Origin of the sequence: Piscinibacter sp. HJYY11 (genome assembly GCF_016735515.1) — a bacterium.
Taxonomy (GTDB): Bacteria; Pseudomonadota; Gammaproteobacteria; order Burkholderiales; family Burkholderiaceae_C; genus Rhizobacter.
In genome coordinates this window covers 771,198-790,554 of record NZ_JAERQZ010000001.1, presented here as the reverse complement: position 1 = coordinate 790,554, position 19,357 = coordinate 771,198, and the positions used below count along the sequence as shown (strand labels likewise).

The window sequence follows — 19,357 nt, the reverse complement described above, 5'->3', positions numbered from 1 at the left end:
GGTTCAGCGCCGCGGTGCGGCGCTGTGCATGGCGTCGATCAGGTCGGCCGCTCGCAGTGGCGAGGCCTGGCTGCGTTCAGCGGCGAGGCCGTGGAGCCACGTGGCATGGCGAGCAGCATCGAGTGCGCTGCTGCCGGACGCCGACCAGCACCCGCCGATCCAGCCAGCAAGCACGTCGCCGGTGCCGGCGCTGCCGAGGGCCGCGTTGCCGGTGCCGTTGATCCAGAGGTCGCCGTTCAGCCCGGCGATGACCGATCCGGAGCCTTTCAAGACGATCACGCAGCCGAATCGCTGACTGAGCTGGCGTGCAGCGGCCACGCGATCTGCCTGCACGCTCGCGGTGTCCGTGCCCAGCAGCCGCGCCGCCTCCAGAGGATGCGGCGTGAGCACGGTCTCGCGCTGACGTGGCGATCGAGCCGTCAGCAGCGCTGCCAGCGCTGGATCTGCCGCGACGGCATTCAAGGCATCGGCGTCGAGTACCAGACGGCCCGCCGTGCTCAGCAAGCGGGGCAAGGCTTGGCGAATGGCCGCCCCGCCGCCGCAACCGGCCACGACGGTCGCCGACTCGGCCGATGCGGTGTGTGACCACCCATGGCGCAGCATCAACTCGGGGCGACCAGCGTCGAAAGAAGTCAAGGTGGAGTCGAGCACGTCGACGTAGACCCGGCCTGCGCCGGCAGCGTGCGCAGCGCGCGCGGCGAGGAGTGCCGCGCCTGCCATGCCCGCTGCGCCGCCGACCACGGCGACGTCACCGAAGCTCCCTTTGTGCTGCGCGTGCCGACGGCTTGGGTGAAGTGCCGGAGAACCGCTGAGCCGAATGCTGGTGCGTTGGGGTGTCACCTCCAGCGGGTCGAACCAGACCTCGCCGGAGTGGTCGCGCCCAGCACCAGTGAAGAGGCCCGGCTTGAGCGTGAGCAGCGACAGCGTGTGGTCGGCCACGACGCAGGCTTTGCCATGGGGCTGGCCCGTGTCCGCGTTCAACCCTGACGGCAAGTCGACCGCCAGCACTGGGCAATCCAGAGCGTTCAGGTTGTCGATGAGCGCGGCGAGCTCGCCCGTAGGGCCTCTGCGGCCACCGAGACCCAGGACGGCGTCGATGGCCACGTCGGGTGCATGGGTCGGATGAGGATTCCCGCCGATGGCCACTCCCGCGCTGCGAGCGCGCGCATGCGCGTCTGCAGCGTCCGCGGGCAGGCGTGCGGGGTCGCAGAGCAGCGACAGTTCAACCGACCAGCCTGCGGCGCGGAGGTGGATGGCAGCGTCCAACCCGTCTCCGCCGTTGTTGCCAGGGCCACAGGCGATCCACACCTTGCGCGCATGGGGATGCAAGGCCCGCGTGAGCGCCGCCACCGCCATGCCCGCCCGCTGCATCAACGTATGCGTCGGCAAGCCCGCTTGCGCCTGCTGCTCCATCAGACGCGATGCCGCCACGTCGTGCAGTGGCCAGTCGTGCTGCGCGGGCAGGATGCGCTGCATGGCTCAGTGCCTCAGCCGCTCGAGGCCAAGGCCTTCTGTGTCGATCGCCGGCGGGCGCGATGAGATGGCGTCGGCGACGACCCGCGCCGAGCCGCACGCCAGCGCCCAACCACTGGAGCCGTGGCCGAGGTTGAGCCACACGCCGGGCAAGCCGCTCGCACCGAGGAGTGGCGGGCCATCGGGCAGCATGGGCCTCGCGCCCTTCCAGACCTGCGCCTGGCTCATGTGTGCCGCCCCGGGGAACCAGTCATTCAGCACCTTGTACAAGGTGGCGAGTGCCGCCTTGTGATGGCGCTCCGGCTGTCCGCCGATCTCGGCACTGCCTGCCACACGCAAGCGCGAGCCGAAGCGGCTGACGGCCACCTTGTAGCGCTCGTCCATCACAGCCGAGCGCGGGCCGATGTCGGGGTGCACGTCGAGCTTTCGCAGGGGCGCGGTCACCGAGTAGCCATACACAGGCACCAGCGGAAGCTTCAGGCCGTGGGCGCGCAGCAGCTGGGTGGAATCGACAGCGGCGCAGACGAGCACGGCGTCGAACGTTTCAGTTTCGGGCTCGAAGGGCAGCACGTCGGTGGGCGTCCCGTCGAGCCGGGCCGCGTCAGCGCTGACCCAGGTCGATTCCTCCATCGGCGAATAGACCTTGGTCACGGACGGTTTGACGCCTGGCTGCAGGTGCTGCACGTTGGTGTGGAAGCAGAACTTCGCACCGAGCCGCTCGGCCTCGGTGCGCAGCAGCAGGGCGAACTGGCGGCAATTGCCGACCTCATCTTGTGGCAGGTGGATGCCGGCGTGCAGCGGGGTCTCGGAGCTGAGACCCGGCTCGACCTGGCGGCACTGCGAGGCGTCGAGCAACTGATAGCGCATGCCGGCCTCATTCAGCAAGGCCAGGCCGGCTTGCGCACGCTCCTCATCGCGGCCGTTTCGCAGCAGGACCAGGTAGCCCTCGGTGCGCTCATAGTCGAGTTGAAGGGCATGGGTCAGCTTGTGCAGGCGCTGCTTGCTGTAGGTGGCCAACCGCTGGAGGCGGGCGCGGTTGCTGCGGTAAGCCGCTGGCCGGCAAGCGCGCCACCAGCGCCACATCCAGCCGAGGCTCGACGCGCCCATGCGGGCATTCAGGCGCACCGGAGCATGCCGCTGGAACAGGTGGCTCATCACATGCCATGGCATGCCGGGTGAGGCCCAGGGCGTGACGTAGCCGGGCGCAATGACGCCAGCGTTGGCGAAGCTGGACTCGGCGGCCACGCTGCCGCGACGCTCGAACACGGTGACTTCATGCCCATCTGCCGCGAGTTCATACGCAGAGGTGACGCCGACGATGCCGGCACCGATCACGGCGACGCGCATCAGGCGAGCCCCTTCGCGAGCGCGGCTTCGATGGCAAGAGACGCATCGAGCACCGTGTCGTCCTGCAGCGCATGGCTCCAGACCATCAGGCCGACAGGCATCTCGTCCGGCGAGTGGCAGGGCAGTGAGAGCGCACAGCCATCGAGCATGTTCACGACCGAGGGGTTGCGCAACAGGAGGGCGTTGGTGGCGAAGAAGACGTCGTCACTCGCCAGGCTTTCGATGGTCGGGGCGACGATGGGGACGGTGGGGCTGATGAGTGCGTCGTAGCGGCGCATCGTGAGGGTCATGCGGGAGATCCAGTCGGCGCGGGCGCGCGTGAGGTCGATGTAGTCGGCAGCCGACATCGTTTCGCCACGGCGGATGCGCAAGGCGACCCGCGGGTCGTAGTCAACTTGGCGCTGGGCGAGCAAGTGCCGGTGCCAAGCCCAGCTTTCGGCAGCGGAGAAGCCGCCGGTGGCGTTGATCGTGGCGAGCTCGGCCAGCTCGCGCAGGGCGATGGTGTCGATCTGCGCGCCGGCCTGGCGCAAGCTGGAGATCGCACGCTCGAAGGCGCTTGCGACGGTGGGGTCCATGCCGTCAAGTTGGGGCGTGGGGATCGCCAGGCGCAGCAAATGGAGAGGGCGAGCGGCGAGGCCCACGTGGCGTGCCGCCAGCACCTCGTGTAGCAAGACCGCATCGCGCACCGACCGGGTGATCGCGCAGGCCGTGTCGAGCGTGGTCGACAGAGGGATGGCGCCTTCCGTGGGAGTCAGACGAGCGGTGTTCTTGAAACCGACCAGGCCCTGAAGCGCGGCCGGGATGCGAATCGAGCCCCCCGTGTCAGATCCCAGGGCTGCCCACGCCGCACCACTGGCCACCGACACAGCACCTCCGGAGGTCGAACCGCCTGGAATGCGAGGCTCCGGATCCATGGCCAGAGTGGCTGGATTCGGGGGCGTTCCGTGATGTGGGTTGATTCCCACCCCGGAAAACGCGAATTCCGTCATATTGGTGTGGCCCGTGAGCGCGGCCCCCGCCGCTCGCAGGCGCGCCACGGCGGCGCAGTCGGCCTGGGCCGGTGGTGCATCGGCCAGCACACGCGAGCCGGCGGCGGTGATGTGGCCCTGGACATCGAACAGGGCTTTCACGCTCACGGCCAGGCCTGCAAGTGGCGGCAGCGGCACCCCAGCAGCTTGGCAAGCATCCGCATTGACGGCCGCAGCGCGCGCTTGTGCGTCGAAGCGCTTCAGGTAGGTGTGCGCGTTGGCCGGGCCGTCGGCACTGCGCAGGCTGGTCGCCAGCGCGTCGGCCGCCGTCGTGCGCCCTTGCTGCAGGGCGACGCGAGCGGCTGTCAGGTCATTCGTCATGGGTGCGAGAGTGCCTGCTATACTCCGCGGGTTTACCTGAGTGCCGCCCATGTCGGGCTGGCGTCGGTCGACAAATCGCGGATCCGGCTGTTGAAGGTGTCGCGCGTGTCCTCTGAAAGGGGCATCGCGATTCTGGTCGGATTCTAGAACCAACCTTTGGAGTGATTCATGTCCGTCACCATGCGTGAAATGCTGGAAGCCGGCGTCCATTTCGGACACCAAACGCGCTTCTGGAACCCCAAGATGGCCCCGTACATCTACGGCCATCGCAACAAGATCCACATCATCAACCTCGAGAAGACGCAGCCGCTCTTCCTCGACGCGATGAAGTTCATCCGCCAGCTCGCCGCCAAGCGCGGCACGATCCTGATGGTTGGCACCAAGCGCCAGGCCCGCGAAGTGATCGTTCAGGAAGCCAAGCGCGCCGGCATGCCTTTCGTCGACCAGCGTTGGCTCGGCGGCATGCTGACCAACTTCAAGACGGTCAAGGGTTCGCTGAAGAAGCTGAAGGACATGCAAGCCCAGGTCGAGTCGGGCAGCGAGATCCGCATCAAGAAGGAGGCCCTGCTGTTCCAGCGCGAGCTGGCCAAGCTCGAGAAGGACATCGGCGGCATCCAGGACATGAACGCGCTGCCTGACGCGCTGTTCGTCATCGACGTCGGTTACCACAAGATCGCCGTGGCCGAAGCCAAGAAGCTCGGCATTCCCGTGATTGGCGTGGTGGACTCCAACCATTCGCCCGACGGCATCGACTACGTCATCCCGGGCAACGACGACTCGTCCAAGGCCGTGGCGCTTTACGCCCGTGCCGTGGCCGACGCCGTGCTCGAAGGCAAGGCCAACGCCACCAACGAAGTGGCCCAGGCCGTGTCGGCCGAAGGCGACGAATTCGTGGAAGTCAGCGAGAACGCCTGAGCGACTCGCCCCGACTCACTTCACAGTGAGCATGAAAAGGGGCTTTGACAGCCCCTTTTTTTCAATCAATGCATGACGATTCCGGCGGTCGGCGCACGCTTCCGACCCCGAGCCAACAGGAGATTTGAGATGGCTGCAATCACCGCAAGCATGGTCGCCGAGCTGCGCGCCAAGACCGACGCCCCGATGATGGAATGCAAGAAGGCCCTGACCGAAGCCGGTGGGGACTTTGACAAGGCCGAAGAGTTGCTGCGCGTCAAGCTGGGCAGCAAGGCCGGCAAGGCCGCTTCGCGCATCACCGCGGAAGGCGTGGTCGCAGCGGCCGTGGAAGGCACCACCGGTGCCATCGTCGAGGTCAACTGCGAAACCGACTTCGTCACCAAGAACGATTCGTTCCTGGCGCTGGCCAAGGCCGCCGCCGAACTGATTGCCAAGAGCAACCCGGCCGACGTGGCGGCCCTCGGCGCACTGCCTTACTCGCAAGACGGCTTCGGCCCGACGCTTGAAGACGTGCGCAAGGGCCTGGTGGGCAAGATCGGCGAGAACATGTCGTTCCGCCGCTTCAAGCGCTACGCCAACGGCGGCAAGCTCGCGAGCTACCTGCACGGCACCCGCATCGGCGTGATCGTCGAATTCGATGGCGACGAGACCGCCGCGAAGGACGTGGCCATGCACGTGGCCGCCATGAAGCCGGTGTCGCTGTCGGCCTCCGACGTGCCGGCCACGCTCATCGAGAAAGAGCGCTCGGTGGCGGCATTGAAGGCTGCCGAATCGGGCAAGCCGGCCGACATCGTCACCAAGATGGTCGAAGGCTCGGTGCAGAAGTACCTGAAGGAAGTCAGCCTGCTGAACCAGGTGTTCGTGAAGGCTGCCGACGGCAAGCAGACCGTCGAGCAGTACCTCAAGTCGACCAGCACCACCGTCAAGGGCTTCACGCTCTACGTCGTGGGCGAAGGCATCGAGAAGAAGGTCGATGACTTCGCTGCTGAAGTCGCTGCCCAGGTGGCGGCCGCCAAGGGCGGGTGAAGCCCACACTGAGTCGCTGCGTGCAGGGCCTTCGGGCCCGGCTTCGGGGATAGACTCAACGCCCATCTCGTCTTGACCACAAGTCCGTCCGACCACAAGTCGACTTCACGAGGAAACTGAATGCCGGCCTACAAGCGCATCCTGCTCAAACTTTCTGGCGAGGCCCTGATGGGCGACGATGCCTACGGCATCAACCGCGCGACCATCGTGCGCATGGTGCGTGAGATCCAGGAAGTGACGCAGCTCGGGTGCGAGGTGGCGGTGGTCATCGGCGGCGGCAACATCTTCCGTGGCGTGGCCGGCGGTTCGGTCGGCATGGACCGGGCCACCGCCGACTACATGGGCATGCTCGCCACGGTGATGAACTCGCTGGCACTGGCCGACACCATGCGCCAGGAGGGCATGACCGCGCGTGTGATGTCGGCCATCGGCATCGAACAGGTGGTCGAGCCTTATGTGCGCCCCAAGGCGCTGCAGTACCTCGAAGAAGGCAAGGTGGTGGTCTTCGCCGCCGGCACCGGCAACCCCTTCTTCACGACGGACACGGCCGCGGCGCTGCGCGGCGCCGAAATCGGCGCCGAGATCGTGCTCAAGGCCACCAAGGTCGACGGCGTATACACCGCCGACCCCAAGAAGGACCCGAGCGCCACACGGTACAGCCGAGTCACGTTCGACGAAGCCATCACCCGCAACCTGCAGGTGCTCGACGCCACCGCCTTCGCGCTGTGCCGCGACCAGAAGCTGCCGATCAAGGTCTTCAGCATCTTCAAGGCCGGCGCGCTCAAACGCGTGGTGCTGGGCGAGGACGAGGGCACCCTGGTGCACGTGTGAGGGCAGGAGATTGAGATGAGCATCGCAGACATCCGCAAGAACGCCGAAGCGAAGATGGCCAAGTCCATCGAATCGTTTAAGAACGAGCTTGGCAAGATCCGCACCGGCCGTGCCCACCCGGGCATCCTCGACCAGGTGCAGGTCGAGTACTACGGCTCGATGGTGCCGATCAGCCAGGTCGCCAACGTCAGCCTGCTCGACGCCCGCACGATCAGCGTGCAACCTTGGGAAAAGGGCATGGGACCCAAGATCGAGAAGGCCATCCGCGAGTCGGATCTCGGCCTCAACCCGGCGGCACAGGGCGACCTGCTGCGCGTGCCGCTGCCCGCACTGACCGAAGAGCGCCGCCGCGACCTGACCAAGGTTGTGCGCTCGGCCGCCGAAGACTCGCGCATCGCCGTGCGCAACCTGCGCCGTGATGCCAACGACCAGGCCAAGAAGCTTCTGAAAGACAAGCTCATCACCGAAGACGACGAGCGCCGCTCGCTCGACGAGGTGCAGAAACTCACCGACCGCGTCATCGCGGAAATCGATCGCCTCACCTCGGCCAAGGAAGCCGAGATCATGGCCGTCTGACGCTGGCGCCTTCGTGGATTCAGCGCAGAGCGTCCCACGCCACGTTGCCATCGTGATGGATGGCAACGGCCGCTGGGCCAAGAAGCGCTTCATGCCGCGCGTCGTCGGCCACAAGTTCGGCGTCGATGCCTTGGTCAATGTGGTGAAGGCGTGTGCCGACCGGGGCATCGAGTACGTCACCGTCTTCGCCTTCTCGTCCGAGAACTGGAAGCGGCCGGCCGAAGAGGTCTCGGGGCTGATGAGCCTCGCCATCTCCACCGTGTCGAAGCACCTCACCCGCATGATGGGCGAGGGCGTGCGCATCCGCATCGTCGGCGACCGCTCCCATGTCGCGCCTTCGGTGCGTTCGGCGCTCGAGCAGGCGGAAGAATCGACGCGCCACAACACCCGCATCAACCTCTCCGTTGCCTTCAACTATGGCGGCCGCTGGGATGTCGTGCAGGCCTGTCAGAAGGCGATCGCCGAGGGCGTGGCGCCCGAAGCGTTGGACGAGGCCACCCTCTCGCGTTTCATGGCGATGAGCTTTGCACCCGATCCGGATCTTTTCATTCGCACCGGCGGCGAAGTGCGCATCAGCAACTTTCTGCTGTGGCAGGTGGCGTACTCGGAGCTCGTCTTCAGCGACTGTCTCTGGCCCGACTTCGGTGAGAAGGAACTCGACGCAGCCCTCGCCGACTACGCAAGGCGTGACCGGCGTTTCGGACAGGTGTCTTCGGCCGACGCCTCGGCCTTGGTGAGGGCCTGATGCGATGTTGAAGCAGCGCGTCATCACCGCGGTGATCATGCTGCTGGTCTTGCTGCCAGCGCTTTTTGCGCCGGTGGCCTGGCCGTTCTCCTTGCTGATGCTCGCAATGGCGGGCGCAGCGGCGTGGGAGTGGGGCCGTTTGAACGGCGCCACCTCGTCGAGCGCGGTGGCGATGGGCCTGGTGACGGCGGCGGCCTGTGGCGCCGCGCTCTGGGCCGGCTGGGTGCATGTCGGGCCAAGCGTTGCATGGTGGGTGGCGTTTGCCGTGTGGGTGCTGGGCGGCGCGCTCGCGCTGAAGGTTGGCGTCGCCTCCTGGCCTCAGCTGCCGCGTGTGGCGAGGTGGGTGCTGGGCATGGCTGCGGTCTGGACGGCTTGGCTGGCGCTGTCGAGCGCCAAGGCCGCAGGCATCAACTTCCTGCTGTCGATCTTCTGCCTTGTGTGGGTGGCCGACATTGCGGCCTATTTCGGTGGCAAGACCTTTGGTCGCCGCAAGCTTGCGCCGGCCATCAGCCCGGGCAAGAGCTGGGAAGGCGTCTGGAGCGGCATGGTCGGCGTGCAAGTCCTGGCCTGGGCGTGGATTGCGGCCGACCGCCACTGGCAACTGCCGTCCATGGATTCGGCGAGCCTCTTCACGGTGCTTCTTGAACGCCTGGGCGTCCCCGGGCTCGTGCTCGCACTGATCTTCCTGAGTGCAATGAGCGTCGTTGGCGACCTGGTCGAATCGCTCGTGAAGCGCAGCGCCGGCGCCAAGGACAGCAGCAACCTGCTGCCCGGTCATGGCGGCGTGCTCGACCGTGTCGATGCGCTGCTGCCCGTGTTTCCCATCGCACTGGCGCTGAGCACGCTCGGCGGTTTCTGAGCAACTCCATGCAACAGACTTCTCCCGCGCGGCAGCGCGTCTGCATCCTTGGCTCGACCGGCAGCGTGGGAGCCAACACGCTCGACGTGATGTCGCGTCATAGTGAGCGCTACGAAGTCTTCGCGCTGACGGCCCACAGCCGGGTCGCCGAGTTGCTGGCCCAGTGCATGGAGTGGAAGCCGCGCTATGCGGTGATGACACAACCCGGCGCGGCCAAGGACCTTCGCGATGGGCTCAAGTCCGCCGGCCTGCGTACCGAGGTGCTTGAAGGCCCGGGAGCCTTGTCGCTGGTGGCCGCTCATCCCGACGTCGATTCGGTGATGGCGTCCATCGTCGGAGCCGCGGGTCTGGAGCCCTGCATCGCAGCGGCACGCGCCGGCAAGCGCCTGATGCTCGCCAACAAGGAGGCGCTCGTCGTGGGCGGTGCGCTGTTCATGAAGGCGGTGAAGGAGGGCGGGGCAACGCTTCTGCCCATCGACAGCGAACACTCGGCCATCTTCCAGTGCCTGCCGGAAGACCGCAGCACCTGGGGCCGTCGCATCGACCACATCGTGCTCACCGCCTCGGGCGGCCCGTTCCGCGAGCGTGACCCGAAGACGCTGGCGAGCGTGACGCCCGACGAGGCCTGCGCCCATCCCAACTGGGTGATGGGTCGCAAGATCTCGGTCGATTCGGCGACGATGATGAACAAGGCGCTCGAGGTGATCGAGGCGCGCTGGCTGTTCGACCTGACGCCGGAGCAAATCCGCGTGGTGATCCATCCGCAGAGCATCATCCATTCGATGGTGGTCTGCCGCGACAACTCGGTGCTCGCCCAACTGGGCACGCCTGACATGCGGGTCCCCATCGCCTACGGCTTGTCATTCCCCGAGCGTATCGAGTCGGGCGCGAGTGCACTCGACTTCACGCAACTCGCGGCGCTCCAGTTCCAGCCGGCCGACCTCCAGCGCTACCCGGGCCTGCAGCTCGCCTGGGACACGCTGCGCGGTGCGGAGGGCAGCACCGCGGTGCTCAATGCAGCCAACGAGGTGGCCGTCGCTGCGTTCCTCGCGGGAACCATCCGCTTCGACCAGATTCACAGCGTCAATGCCCACACGCTGGATGCCATCGCACCGCCGGCCGACGCTTGCCGCTCGATCGAAGGCCTGCTCTCGCTCGATGCCAGCGCGCGCCGCGCGGCGGAGCAACAGGTGAGTCGCCTGCTGCGCGTTCCATGACCACTCTCTTCGGCTTCATCCTGACGCTGGGCGTTCTCATCGTCATCCACGAGTACGGCCACTACCGGGTGGCCCGTGCCTGTGGCGTGAAGGTGCTGCGCTTCTCTGTCGGTTTCGGCAAGGTGCTGTGGCGGCATCAGCGGCGGCCGGGCGGCACGGAGTTCGTGCTGTCGGCGTTGCCGCTCGGTGGCTACGTGCGCATGCTTGACGAGCGCGAAGGCCCGGTCGATCCGCAAGAGCGCCACATGGCCTTCAACCGCAAGCCCCTGAGCCAGCGCGCCGCGATCGTGGCGGCCGGGCCGGTGGCCAACCTGCTGCTGGCCGTCCTGCTTTATGCGGCACAGCACTGGATCGGTGTCGAAGAGCCCAAGGCACGCCTGGGGTCGCCGGCGGCGGCGAGCCTCTCCGAGCGCGCCGGCTTGCGCTCGGGCGACTGGGTACGTGCCTGGTCCCACGACGGGACCGACTGGGAAGACGTGCGCTCGCTGACCGATCTGCGCTGGCAGGTGACCCACGCCGTGCTGGAAGGCCGTCGCATCCATCTCCTCGTGACCAACGGCGACGGCCATGCGCAACGCACCGTCGTGCTCGAACTCGACAAGCTCAACGCCAAGGACATCGACGCCAAGCTCATGCAGAGCATCGGCCTGGGCGCACCGTATCGCGGCGACGAGCCGGTGTTGAACACCGTGATGGAGGGCGGCGCGGCCGCGCGGGCCGGGCTGCAGGCGGGCGACCTCGTGCTGAGCATCGACGGCACGCCGATGCGCGACATCGACCACCTGTGGCAGACCATCCGCGCCAGCGCGGACCGGCCTTCGACCGATCCTCAGCGCTGGTCGGTGCAGCGCAACGGGCAGGTGATCGATGTTGCAGTGAAGCCGGCCATCGTCACCGACGGCGACAAGCGGGTCGGCCGCATCGAGGCGAGCCTCGGCCGGCCCTTCGAGATGGTGACCGTGCGCTACGGCCTGTGGGACGGTCTCTCGCAGGCAGCCACGCGCACCTGGGAAGTTTCCTCGCTCACGGTGCGCATGCTTGGCCGCATGCTGATCGGCGAGGCCTCGCTGAAGAACCTGAGCGGCCCGCTGACCATCGCCGACTACGCCGGCCAATCGGTGAGCAAGGGCCTCGCTTACTATCTCGGTTTTCTCGCGGTGGTCAGCGTGAGCCTCGGGGTGCTCAACCTGTTGCCGCTGCCGGTCCTCGATGGTGGGCACCTCATGTACTATCTTTTCGAAGCCGTGACGGGGCGACCGCCCTCCGATGCGTGGTTGGATCGATTGCAGCGCGGCGGTGTGGCGCTGATGCTCGTGATGACGTCGCTCGCCATCTACAACGACGTGGCCCGCCTTCTGGGCCTGCACTGAATACTGCATGCGCACTCTCCCTGTCTCGTCACGCCTCCGCCTGTCGTACTTCCGCCCAAGCATCCTGTCGATTGCCCTCGGCATGGCCTTGCAGGCCGGCTCGGCCTGGGCCGTGGCACCGTTCGTGCTGAAGGACATCCGCGTCGAAGGCCTGCAGCGCTCTGACGCCGGCACCGTGTTTGCCTCGCTGCCTTTCCGAATTGGCGACACCTACACCGACGAGAAGGGCGCCGCCGCCTTGCGCGCACTTTTCGCGACGGGTCTCTTCAAGGATGTGCGCGTCGAGGTCGACGGTGACGTGGTCGTCGTGATCGTCGACGAGCGCGCCGTCATTGCCAACATCGACTTCGTCGGCTTGAAGGAATTCGACAAGGACGTGCTCGTCAAGTCGCTGAAGGACTTTGGCATCGGCGAAGGCCTGCCTTTCGACAAGGCCCTGGCCGACCGTGCCGAGCAGGAGTTGAAGCGCCAGTACCTGACAAAGAGCCTGTATGCGGCCGAGGTGGTGACCACCGTCACGCCGCAGGAGCGCAACCGCGTCAACGTCACCTTCACCATCACCGAAGGAGGCCCGTCGCGCATCCGCGAGATCCGCGTGTTGGGCAACAAGGCGTTCTCGGAAAGCACGCTCACGGGGCTCTTCGACCTCAACGACGGCGGCTGGCTCAACTGGTACACCAAGGGCGACCGCTACTCGCGCTCGAAGCTGACGGCCGACCTGGAGACGCTGCGCTCCTTTTATCTCAACCGCGGCTACCTCGAGTTCGCGATCGAGTCCACGCAGGTGAGCATCTCCGGCGACAAGCAGGACATCACCATCACGGTCAACATCAAGGAAGGCCAACCCTACACCGTCACCGCCGTCAAGCTCGAAGGCGACTATCTCGGCAAGGAAGACGAGTTCAAGTCGCTGGTGAAGATCGAGCCGGGCGAGGCGTACCGGGCCGAGTCGGTGGCCGAGACCACCAAGGCGTTCACCGACCGGTTCGGCACCTACGGCTATGCCTTCGCGCGGGTCGATGCGCGCCCCGAGATCGACCGGGCGACCGGCCAGGTCGTGCTGACGCTGGTGGCCGATGCCCAGCGCCGCGTCTATGTGCGCCGCATCAACGTCGCCGGCAACAGCCGCACGCGCGACGAGGTGGTGCGCCGTGAGTTCCGCCAGTTCGAGTCGTCCTGGTACGACGGCAACCGCATCAAGCTGTCGCGCGACCGGGTGGACCGCCTGGGCTACTTCAAGGAAGTGAGCATCGAGACCAACGAGGTGCCCGGCTCGCCCGACCAGGTGGACCTCACGCTGACGGTGGTCGAGAAGCCCACCGGCAACCTGTCGCTCGGCGCTGGCTTCTCGAGCGCCGACAAGCTGGCGCTGTCGGCCTCGGTCAAGCAGGACAATGTCTTCGGTACCGGCAACTACCTCGGCATCGAGATCAACACCAGCAAATCGGCCCGCACGCTGGTGGTGAGCGCCGTCGACCCGTACTTCACCCTCGACGGTATCTCTCGTGCGGTCGACGTCTTCTATCGCACGCAGAAGCCGATCAACAGCCAGGGCGAAGAGTACGAGTTCATCACGCCGGGGGCGTCGATCAAGTTCGGCGTGCCGTTCAGCGAATACGACACCGTGTTCTTTGGCGCCGGCATCGAGCAGACCAAGATCAAGGGCACCACCGGCCTGCCCAACAACATCTGGCTGCAAAAAGAGCTGTACGGCGAGAAGAGTACCTCGGTGCCCATCACCGTCGGCTGGACGCGCGACGGCCGCGACAGCGCCCTCGTGCCCAATGAAGGCAGCTACAAGCGCGTCAACATCGAGTGGGGCGCTGGGGCCGACACCCGCTATGTGCGCAGCAACCTGCAGTACCAGCACTATTGGCCGCTGTCGAAGAAGTACACCTTTGCCGTCAACGCTGAACTGGGCTGGGGTGAGGGCCTGCAGGGCCGTCCGTACCCGGTGTTCAAGCGCTTCTACGGCGGCGGTCTGGGCACCGTGCGGGCATTCGACCAGGGCACGCTCGGCCCGGTCGACTCGCTGGGCGGCTACATCGGCGGTACCCGCCGACTGAACCTGAACAGCGAGCTCTACCTCCCGGTGCCGGGCGCCGGCAACGACCGCACCTTGCGCTTCTTCGCCTACATGGATGCCGGCAATGTCTGGGACGACCAGACCACCCTCGACCCCTTGCGCGTCTCGGCCGGTCTGGGCCTGAGCTGGGTGTCGCCGGTGGGGCCTTTGAAGCTCAGCTGGGGCAAGCCCTTGCGGTATGAGCGCACGGATAGAATCCAGCGTCTCCAATTCCAGATCGGGACCGCGTTCTAATGAGCAGCTCTTCTTCTCTCAAGTCGGTGCTCTCTGCTGCCTGCCTGGTCGTGGCGGCCTGTGGCGCACAAGCGCAGGAACTGAGAGTCGCCTACGTCAACAGCGACAAGGTCATGCGCGATGCCTTGCCCGCTCAGGCCGGCTGGGTGAAGTTCGAAGCCGAGGTCAGTCGCCGCGAGAAAGAGATCAACGAGCTCACGAGCAAGCTCAAGGCTGCAGCCACCAAGCTCGACCGCGAAAGCCCCACGCTGCCCGATGCGGAGCGTGACCGCCGCCAGCGCGAGCTGATCGACCAGGACCGCGAGCTCCAGCGCAAGCAGCGCGCGTACCGCGAAGACCTGGCGCAGCGCCGCAACGACGAGATGATCGCCCTGCGCGAGCGTGTGCTGATCGCGGTGCGCCAGATCGCCGAGCAGGAACGCTATGACCTGGTCGTCCAGGAGGCCTTCCATGCCAGCCCGCGCATCGACATCACCGAGCGGGTGATCAAGATGCTCAACACCCAGGGCGGAAAGTGATCGGTGGCCGACGCCACGCTGGGTGAGATCGCCGCACATCTTGGCGGCGAGCTGATCGGTGACCCGGGACTGCGGATCACGCGCATCGGTCCCCTCGAAGGCGCCACGCCTTCCACCATCTCCTTCCTCTCCAATCCCAAATACCACAGCCAGCTGGCCGGCTCCCACGCGGGCTGCGTGATCGTCGGGCCTGCGTCCCGTGATGCCGCCATCGCCCGTGGTGCGACGCTGGTGACGGCCGATGCCTACCTCTCGTTCGCGCACCTCACGCAGTGGTGGGCGGCGCGCACCCGCCCGCCCGACCTGCCGGGCATCCATCCAAGCGCCGTCATCGACCCGGCGGCGCAGGTCGCCCGGTCCGCCAGCATCGGCCCCTTCGTCGTAGTCGAAGCCGGGGCCGTGGTCGAGGAAGACGCGGTCATCGGCGCCCACAGCTTCATCGGCCGCGACGCCCGGGTCGGCTGGGGCACCCGCCTCGCACCGCGCGTCAGCCTGATGTTCGGCACGCAGATCGGCGCCCGCGGCATCGTGCACAGCGGCGTCGTGCTGGGCGCCGACGGCTTCGGCTTCGCGGCCAGCCCGAGCGGGGCGGTCAAGATCGAGCAGTTGGGCAACGTGCGCATCGGCAACGACGTCGAGATCGGCGCCAACACCTGCATCGACCGCGGCGCGCTCGACGACACCGTCATCGAAGACGGCGTGAAGATCGACAACCTGGTCCAGATCGGCCACAACTGCCGCATCGGGGCGCACACGGCCATTGCGGGCTGCACCGGCATCGCCGGCAGCTCGATCATCGGCAGTCGCTGCATCATCGGCGGCGCGGCCATGATCACCGGCCATCTGAAGATCTGCGACGGCACCGTGATCTCGTCGTGCACGGCGGTCACCCGCTCGATCCTCAAGCCGGGCACCTACAGCGGCCTCTTTCCCATGGACGACAATGCGACCTGGGAAAAGAATGCCGCCACGCTGCGCAATCTGCATGCACTGAGAGAGCGCCTGCGCGCCCTCGAAAAGAAGACTCCTTGACGACCATGATGGACATCCACCAAATCCTGAAGACGCTGCCTCACCGCTACCCCATCCTGCTGGTGGACCGGGTGGTGTCGCTCGAGAAGAACAAGCGCATCCAGGCCATCAAGAACGTCAGCATCAACGAGCCTTACTTCAACGGCCACTTTCCGCACCGCCCGGTGATGCCGGGTGTGCTGATGCTGGAGGCGCTGGCCCAGGCGGCCGCCATCCTGGCCATCGAGACGATGGGCATCCAACTCGACGACCAGACCGTCTTCTATTTCGCCGGCATCGACGGCGCGCGCTTCAAGCGCCCGGTGGAGCCGGGTGACCAGCTGGTGCTCGAAGTCGACCTCGACCGCATGAAGGCCGGCGTCTGCCGCTTTGCCGCGCGTGGCCTGGTGGGCGGGGAACTGGCCGTCGAAGCCCAGCTGACCTGCACGATGCGTCGCATCGCCTGACCGGAAGGGCTCGCGATGGCGAACATCCACCCCACCGCGATCGTCGACCCCAAGGCTGAGCTCGCCAGCTCGGTGACGGTGGGGCCCTACGCGGTGATCGGCCCCGAGGTGCGCATCGGCGAAGGCACCACCGTGGGCCCGCACTGCGTGATCGAAGGCCGCACGACGATCGGGCGCGACAACAAGTTCTACCAGTTCGGATCCATCGGCGCGATGCCGCAGGACATGTCGCACGGGGGCGAGGTCACCCAGCTCGTGATCGGGGACCGCAACACCATCCGCGAGTTCTGCACCCTGAACACCGGCACCTTCAAGGAGCAGGGCGTCACCCGCGTCGGCAACGACAACTGGATCATGGCCTACGTGCACCTCGCGCACGACGTGCGCCTGGGCAGCCACACGGTGCTGGCCAACAACGTGACGCTCGCGGGCCATGTGCACGTGGGCGATTGGGCGGTGATCGGCGGCCTGTCCGGCGTGCACCAGTTCGTGCACGTTGGGGCGCACTCGATGATCGGCTTCCAGGGCCATGTGGCGCAGGACGTTGCGCCCTTCATGACCGTCGACGGCAATCCGCTGGCGGTGCGCGCGGTCAACCTGACCGGCCTCAAGCGCCGCGGCTTCAGCGAGGAGCGCCAGCGCCTAATCCGCCAGATGCACAAGCTGATCTTCCGCAGCGGTGCCACGCTGGAGCAGGCCAAGGCCGACATTGAAGGCCTGCGAGGGCAGGGCGGTGACGAGGACGTCCAGACCATGCTGGACTTCCTTGCCGGCTCCACCCGCGGCCTCGTGCGCTGAGCGGCGGGCGATCGATGAGTTCGACGACAGGCCCCCGCCTGGGGATGGTCGCCGGCGAAGCGTCGGGCGACCTGCTCGCGGGTTTGCTGCTCGGCGGGCTGAAGGGCCGCTGGCCCGGGCTGTCGACCTTCGGCATCGGCGGCCCACGCATGGCCGAGCACGGCTTCGACGCGTGGTGGCCGCACGAGAAGCTGGCGGTGCGCGGCTACGTCGAGGTGCTCCGCCACTATCGTGAGCTGGTGGGCATCCGCAACGCGCTCGGCGATCGCCTGCTGAAAGAGCGGCCCGATGCCTTCATCGGCGTGGACGCCCCCGACTTCAACCTCGGCCTCGAGACCCGCCTCAAGTCGGCTGGCATCAAGACCGTGCACTTCATCAGCCCGTCGATCTGGGCCTGGCGTGGGAAGCGCATCGAAAAGATCCGTGCGGCCGCCGACCATGTGTTGTGCATCTTCCCGTTCGAGCCCGAAATCTATGCGAAGCACGGCATTGCCGCGAGCTACGTCGGGCACCCGCTGGCCGACGCGATTCCGGTCGCGGTGCCGCGGGCGGCGTCGCGAGCGGCGCTCGGCCTGGACGACGATTCCCAGGTGGTGGCCTTGCTGCCTGGGAGTCGCCGCTCCGAGATCCAGTACAACGCGCCGCGCGTGCTCGCCGCTGCGCAGTTGATGAAGCGCGAGCGCCCGGGCCTGCGCTTCGTGCTGCCGGCCGTCCCGAGCCTGCGACCGATGATCGACCCCCTGGTGGCGCAATACGCGCCGTCGGCCGACGTGCAGGTGCTCGACGGCATGTCACATCAGGCGCTCGCCGCCTGTGACGTCACGCTCATCGCCAGCGGTACCGCCACGCTCGAGGCCGCGCTTTTCAAGCGGCCCATGGTCATCACCTACGTCATGCACTGGCTGACCTACCAGCTGATGAAGCGCATGGCCTACCAGCCGTGGGTAGGCCTGCCCAACATCCTGTTGCGCGACTTTGCCGTGCCGGAGTTGCTGCAGGGTGAGGCCACCCCCGACAATCTGGCCCGTGCCGCCTTCCGCTGGCTCGACGACCCAGAGGCATGTGCCTCGCTCGTCAGCCGCTTCGAGGGCCTGCACCTGCAACTGCGCTGCAACACCGCCCAAGCCGCCACCGATGCCATCGAAAAAGTCCTCCGTGCCTGAACAGCTCGGCCTGAGCTTCGACGTCATGGGTCTGATCGCCGGCGTCGACGAAGCCGGTCGCGGCCCGCTGGCCGGGCCGGTGGTCGCCGCTGCCGTCATCCTCGACGACCTGAAGCCGATCCGCGGCCTGAAAGACTCGAAGGTGATCTCGCCCCTCGTGCGGGAGCGGCTCTACGACGAGATCCGCGCCAAGGCCCTGTGCTGCTCCGTCGCGGAGGCCTCGGTGGAAGAGATTGACCAGCTCAACATCCTGCACGCCACCATGCTGGCGATGAAGCGCGCCGTCGAAGGGCTGCGCCTCAAGCCCGGCAAGGTGCTCGTCGACGGCAACCGGCTGCCCGTGCTCAAGATGGCGGCCGAAGCCATCGTGAAGGGCGACGCCAAGGTGAAAGCGATCTCGGCGGCGTCCATCCTGGCCAAGGTTCACCGCGACCGGCTGTGCCTCGCCCTGCACGAGGAGCACCCGCAGTACGGCTTCGACGGCCACAAGGGCTACGCGACGGCCGAGCACCTGGCGGCGCTCAAGGCGCACGGTGCCTGCGTCCACCACCGGCGCTCCTTCGCGCCGGTGCGTGAGGCGCTCGAAGGGCCGTGGGATGAGTGAGCCCAGGGTCGTCACCTCGCGTGACAACCCGCTGCTCGTGAAGCTGCGCAAGCTCGCAGCCGAGCCTGCTGCCTATCGCAAGCTCGGCCAGCTGTGGGTCGAAGGGGATCACCTGTGCGATGCGTTCCTCAAGCGCGGTGGGCGACCTGCACAGGCGGTGATCACCGAGGCTGCCTGGGAGCAGCCGGCCTTGCGCGAGCTGGCCCGTGCCGCCGATGTCGTGATCGTCATTCCGCTCTCGCTGATGGCGGCGCTCAGCACGCTCGAATCGCCGGCCCCGCTGGGGTTCGTGTTGCCGTGGTCGGACAAGGGTGCGATCCAGCCGCTTTCGCCGACCGTCATCCTCGACCGCCTGCAGGATGCCGGCAACGTGGGCACCGTTCTGCGCACCGCGGCGGCGTTCGGCTTCACGCAGTGCATTGCGCTCAAGGGAACCGCAGCGCTCTGGTCGGGCAAGGTGCTGCGCGCTGGCATGGGTGCGCATTTCGGACTCAACCTCGTCGAGCAGGTGGCCGAGGGCGACCTCGACGCGCTGAGGTCGCCGTTGCTCGGCACCAGTTCCCACGCACCCCAGGCCTTGCATGAAGTCGACTTGCCCTGGCCCTGCGCCTGGGTGATGGGCCACGAAGGGCAGGGCATGTCGGCCGGGTTGGCCGCGCGCTGCGTACAGACGCTGCGCATTCCGCAGCCGGGCGGGGAGGAATCGCTGAACGTCGGCGCTGCCGCGGCGATCTGCCTCTACGAATCAACCCGCCAGCGGCTCTGACG

The 19,357-nt window shown here is 66.9% G+C and carries 19 protein-coding genes; 16 read left to right on the top strand and 3 right to left on the bottom strand.

Features of this window, described 5'->3' with window-relative positions; all coding sequences use genetic code 11:
* Positions 1-3 precede the first annotated feature (3 nt).
* The 3 genes from JI745_RS03555 to JI745_RS03545 are packed head-to-tail and all read right to left on the bottom strand — an operon-like array spanning position 4 to position 4,169.
* Positions 4-1,476 (bottom strand): NAD(P)H-hydrate dehydratase, encoded by a 1,473-nt coding sequence (locus JI745_RS03555; RefSeq protein WP_201803808.1) that lies wholly within the window; start codon positions 1,474-1,476, stop codon positions 4-6.
* A gap of 3 nt (positions 1,477-1,479) precedes the next feature.
* Positions 1,480-2,820 (bottom strand): FAD-dependent oxidoreductase, encoded by a 1,341-nt coding sequence (locus JI745_RS03550; RefSeq protein WP_201803806.1) that lies wholly within the window; start codon positions 2,818-2,820, stop codon positions 1,480-1,482.
* A complete protein-coding gene (locus JI745_RS03545; protein ID WP_201803804.1) occupies positions 2,820-4,169 on the bottom strand; it encodes an amidase in 1,350 nt (449 codons plus the stop codon). The genes JI745_RS03550 and JI745_RS03545 overlap by 1 nt, the downstream gene beginning before the upstream one ends.
* A gap of 168 nt (positions 4,170-4,337) precedes the next feature.
* On the opposite strand from JI745_RS03545, the gene rpsB reads away from it, so the two are divergent.
* The 16 genes from rpsB (at position 4,338) to JI745_RS03465 (ending at position 19,355) form a co-directional block, all read left to right on the top strand.
* On the top strand, positions 4,338-5,084 hold the full coding sequence (gene rpsB / locus JI745_RS03540; protein WP_201803802.1) for a 30S ribosomal protein S2: 747 nt from the start codon (positions 4,338-4,340) through the stop codon (positions 5,082-5,084).
* A gap of 129 nt (positions 5,085-5,213) precedes the next feature.
* Positions 5,214-6,110 carry a translation elongation factor Ts gene (gene tsf / locus JI745_RS03535; protein ID WP_201803801.1) on the top strand — a complete coding sequence of 299 codons (897 nt, stop codon included), beginning with the start codon at positions 5,214-5,216 and terminating at the stop codon, positions 6,108-6,110.
* Positions 6,111-6,230: 120 nt separating this feature from the next.
* Positions 6,231-6,941: a UMP kinase gene (pyrH, locus tag JI745_RS03530; RefSeq protein WP_201803797.1), complete on the top strand. Its 711-nt coding sequence runs from the start codon at positions 6,231-6,233 to the stop codon at positions 6,939-6,941.
* Positions 6,942-6,956: 15 nt separating this feature from the next.
* Entirely contained in the window at positions 6,957-7,517 is a 561-nt protein-coding gene (gene frr / locus JI745_RS03525; RefSeq protein WP_201803796.1) for a ribosome recycling factor, read from the top strand.
* Between the two features lie 13 nt (positions 7,518-7,530).
* A complete protein-coding gene (gene uppS, locus JI745_RS03520) occupies positions 7,531-8,262 on the top strand; it encodes a polyprenyl diphosphate synthase (RefSeq protein WP_201803793.1) in 732 nt (243 codons plus the stop codon).
* 4 nt (positions 8,263-8,266) lie between these two features.
* Positions 8,267-9,121 (top strand): phosphatidate cytidylyltransferase, encoded by an 855-nt coding sequence (locus tag JI745_RS03515; protein ID WP_201803790.1) that lies wholly within the window; start codon positions 8,267-8,269, stop codon positions 9,119-9,121.
* Between the two features lie 8 nt (positions 9,122-9,129).
* Positions 9,130-10,338 (top strand): 1-deoxy-D-xylulose-5-phosphate reductoisomerase, encoded by a 1,209-nt coding sequence (gene ispC, locus JI745_RS03510; protein ID WP_201803788.1) that lies wholly within the window; start codon positions 9,130-9,132, stop codon positions 10,336-10,338.
* On the top strand, positions 10,335-11,708 hold the full coding sequence (gene rseP, locus JI745_RS03505; protein ID WP_201803786.1) for an RIP metalloprotease RseP: 1,374 nt from the start codon (positions 10,335-10,337) through the stop codon (positions 11,706-11,708). The genes ispC and rseP overlap by 4 nt, the downstream gene beginning before the upstream one ends.
* Positions 11,709-11,790: 82 nt before the next feature.
* Positions 11,791-14,028: an outer membrane protein assembly factor BamA gene (gene bamA / locus JI745_RS03500; protein WP_236675158.1), complete on the top strand. Its 2,238-nt coding sequence runs from the start codon at positions 11,791-11,793 to the stop codon at positions 14,026-14,028.
* Complete coding sequence (locus JI745_RS03495; RefSeq protein WP_201803783.1) at positions 14,028-14,546, top strand: OmpH family outer membrane protein; 519 nt, start codon at positions 14,028-14,030, stop codon at positions 14,544-14,546. Before bamA ends, JI745_RS03495 begins: the two co-directional genes overlap by 1 nt.
* 3 nt (positions 14,547-14,549) lie before the next feature.
* Positions 14,550-15,578 (top strand): UDP-3-O-(3-hydroxymyristoyl)glucosamine N-acyltransferase, encoded by a 1,029-nt coding sequence (lpxD, locus tag JI745_RS03490; RefSeq protein WP_201803781.1) that lies wholly within the window; start codon positions 14,550-14,552, stop codon positions 15,576-15,578.
* Positions 15,579-15,583: 5 nt separating this feature from the next.
* The gene (fabZ, locus tag JI745_RS03485; RefSeq protein ID WP_201803780.1) at positions 15,584-16,024 is read left to right on the top strand and encodes a 3-hydroxyacyl-ACP dehydratase FabZ; all 441 of its coding nucleotides are present in this window, start codon (positions 15,584-15,586) and stop codon (positions 16,022-16,024) included.
* A 15-nt stretch (positions 16,025-16,039) separates the two neighbouring features.
* Entirely contained in the window at positions 16,040-16,822 is a 783-nt protein-coding gene (gene lpxA / locus JI745_RS03480) for an acyl-ACP--UDP-N-acetylglucosamine O-acyltransferase (RefSeq protein ID WP_201803778.1), read from the top strand.
* A 14-nt stretch (positions 16,823-16,836) separates the two neighbouring features.
* Positions 16,837-17,985, top strand: coding sequence for a lipid-A-disaccharide synthase (gene lpxB, locus JI745_RS03475; protein WP_236674891.1), 1,149 nt, complete (start codon positions 16,837-16,839; stop codon positions 17,983-17,985).
* Complete coding sequence (gene rnhB / locus JI745_RS03470; RefSeq protein WP_201803776.1) at positions 17,957-18,589, top strand: ribonuclease HII; 633 nt, start codon at positions 17,957-17,959, stop codon at positions 18,587-18,589. Before lpxB ends, rnhB begins: the two co-directional genes overlap by 29 nt.
* A complete protein-coding gene (locus tag JI745_RS03465; protein ID WP_201803773.1) occupies positions 18,582-19,355 on the top strand; it encodes an RNA methyltransferase in 774 nt (257 codons plus the stop codon). The genes rnhB and JI745_RS03465 overlap by 8 nt, the downstream gene beginning before the upstream one ends.
* Positions 19,356-19,357: the final 2 nt, after the last annotated feature.

Coding starts and splice junctions, on each gene's coding strand:
- rseP (WP_201803786.1), top strand. CDS start 10,335: ATGACCACTCTCTTCGGCTTCATCCTGACGCTGGGCGTTCTCATCGTC.
- tsf (WP_201803801.1), top strand. CDS start 5,214: ATGGCTGCAATCACCGCAAGCATGGTCGCCGAGCTGCGCGCCAAGACC.
- lpxA (WP_201803778.1), top strand. CDS start 16,040: ATGGCGAACATCCACCCCACCGCGATCGTCGACCCCAAGGCTGAGCTC.
- ispC (WP_201803788.1), top strand. CDS start 9,130: ATGCAACAGACTTCTCCCGCGCGGCAGCGCGTCTGCATCCTTGGCTCG.
- rnhB (WP_201803776.1), top strand. CDS start 17,957: ATGCCATCGAAAAAGTCCTCCGTGCCTGAACAGCTCGGCCTGAGCTTC.
- rpsB (WP_201803802.1), top strand. CDS start 4,338: ATGTCCGTCACCATGCGTGAAATGCTGGAAGCCGGCGTCCATTTCGGA.
- lpxB (WP_236674891.1), top strand. CDS start 16,837: ATGAGTTCGACGACAGGCCCCCGCCTGGGGATGGTCGCCGGCGAAGCG.
- JI745_RS03555 (WP_201803808.1), bottom strand. CDS start 1,476: ATGCAGCGCATCCTGCCCGCGCAGCACGACTGGCCACTGCACGACGTG.
- JI745_RS03515 (WP_201803790.1), top strand. CDS start 8,267: ATGTTGAAGCAGCGCGTCATCACCGCGGTGATCATGCTGCTGGTCTTG.
- JI745_RS03545 (WP_201803804.1), bottom strand. CDS start 4,169: ATGACGAATGACCTGACAGCCGCTCGCGTCGCCCTGCAGCAAGGGCGC.
- JI745_RS03495 (WP_201803783.1), top strand. CDS start 14,028: ATGAGCAGCTCTTCTTCTCTCAAGTCGGTGCTCTCTGCTGCCTGCCTG.
- fabZ (WP_201803780.1), top strand. CDS start 15,584: ATGATGGACATCCACCAAATCCTGAAGACGCTGCCTCACCGCTACCCC.
- pyrH (WP_201803797.1), top strand. CDS start 6,231: ATGCCGGCCTACAAGCGCATCCTGCTCAAACTTTCTGGCGAGGCCCTG.
- bamA (WP_236675158.1), top strand. CDS start 11,791: ATGGCCTTGCAGGCCGGCTCGGCCTGGGCCGTGGCACCGTTCGTGCTG.
- frr (WP_201803796.1), top strand. CDS start 6,957: ATGAGCATCGCAGACATCCGCAAGAACGCCGAAGCGAAGATGGCCAAG.
- JI745_RS03550 (WP_201803806.1), bottom strand. CDS start 2,820: ATGCGCGTCGCCGTGATCGGTGCCGGCATCGTCGGCGTCACCTCTGCG.
- JI745_RS03465 (WP_201803773.1), top strand. CDS start 18,582: ATGAGTGAGCCCAGGGTCGTCACCTCGCGTGACAACCCGCTGCTCGTG.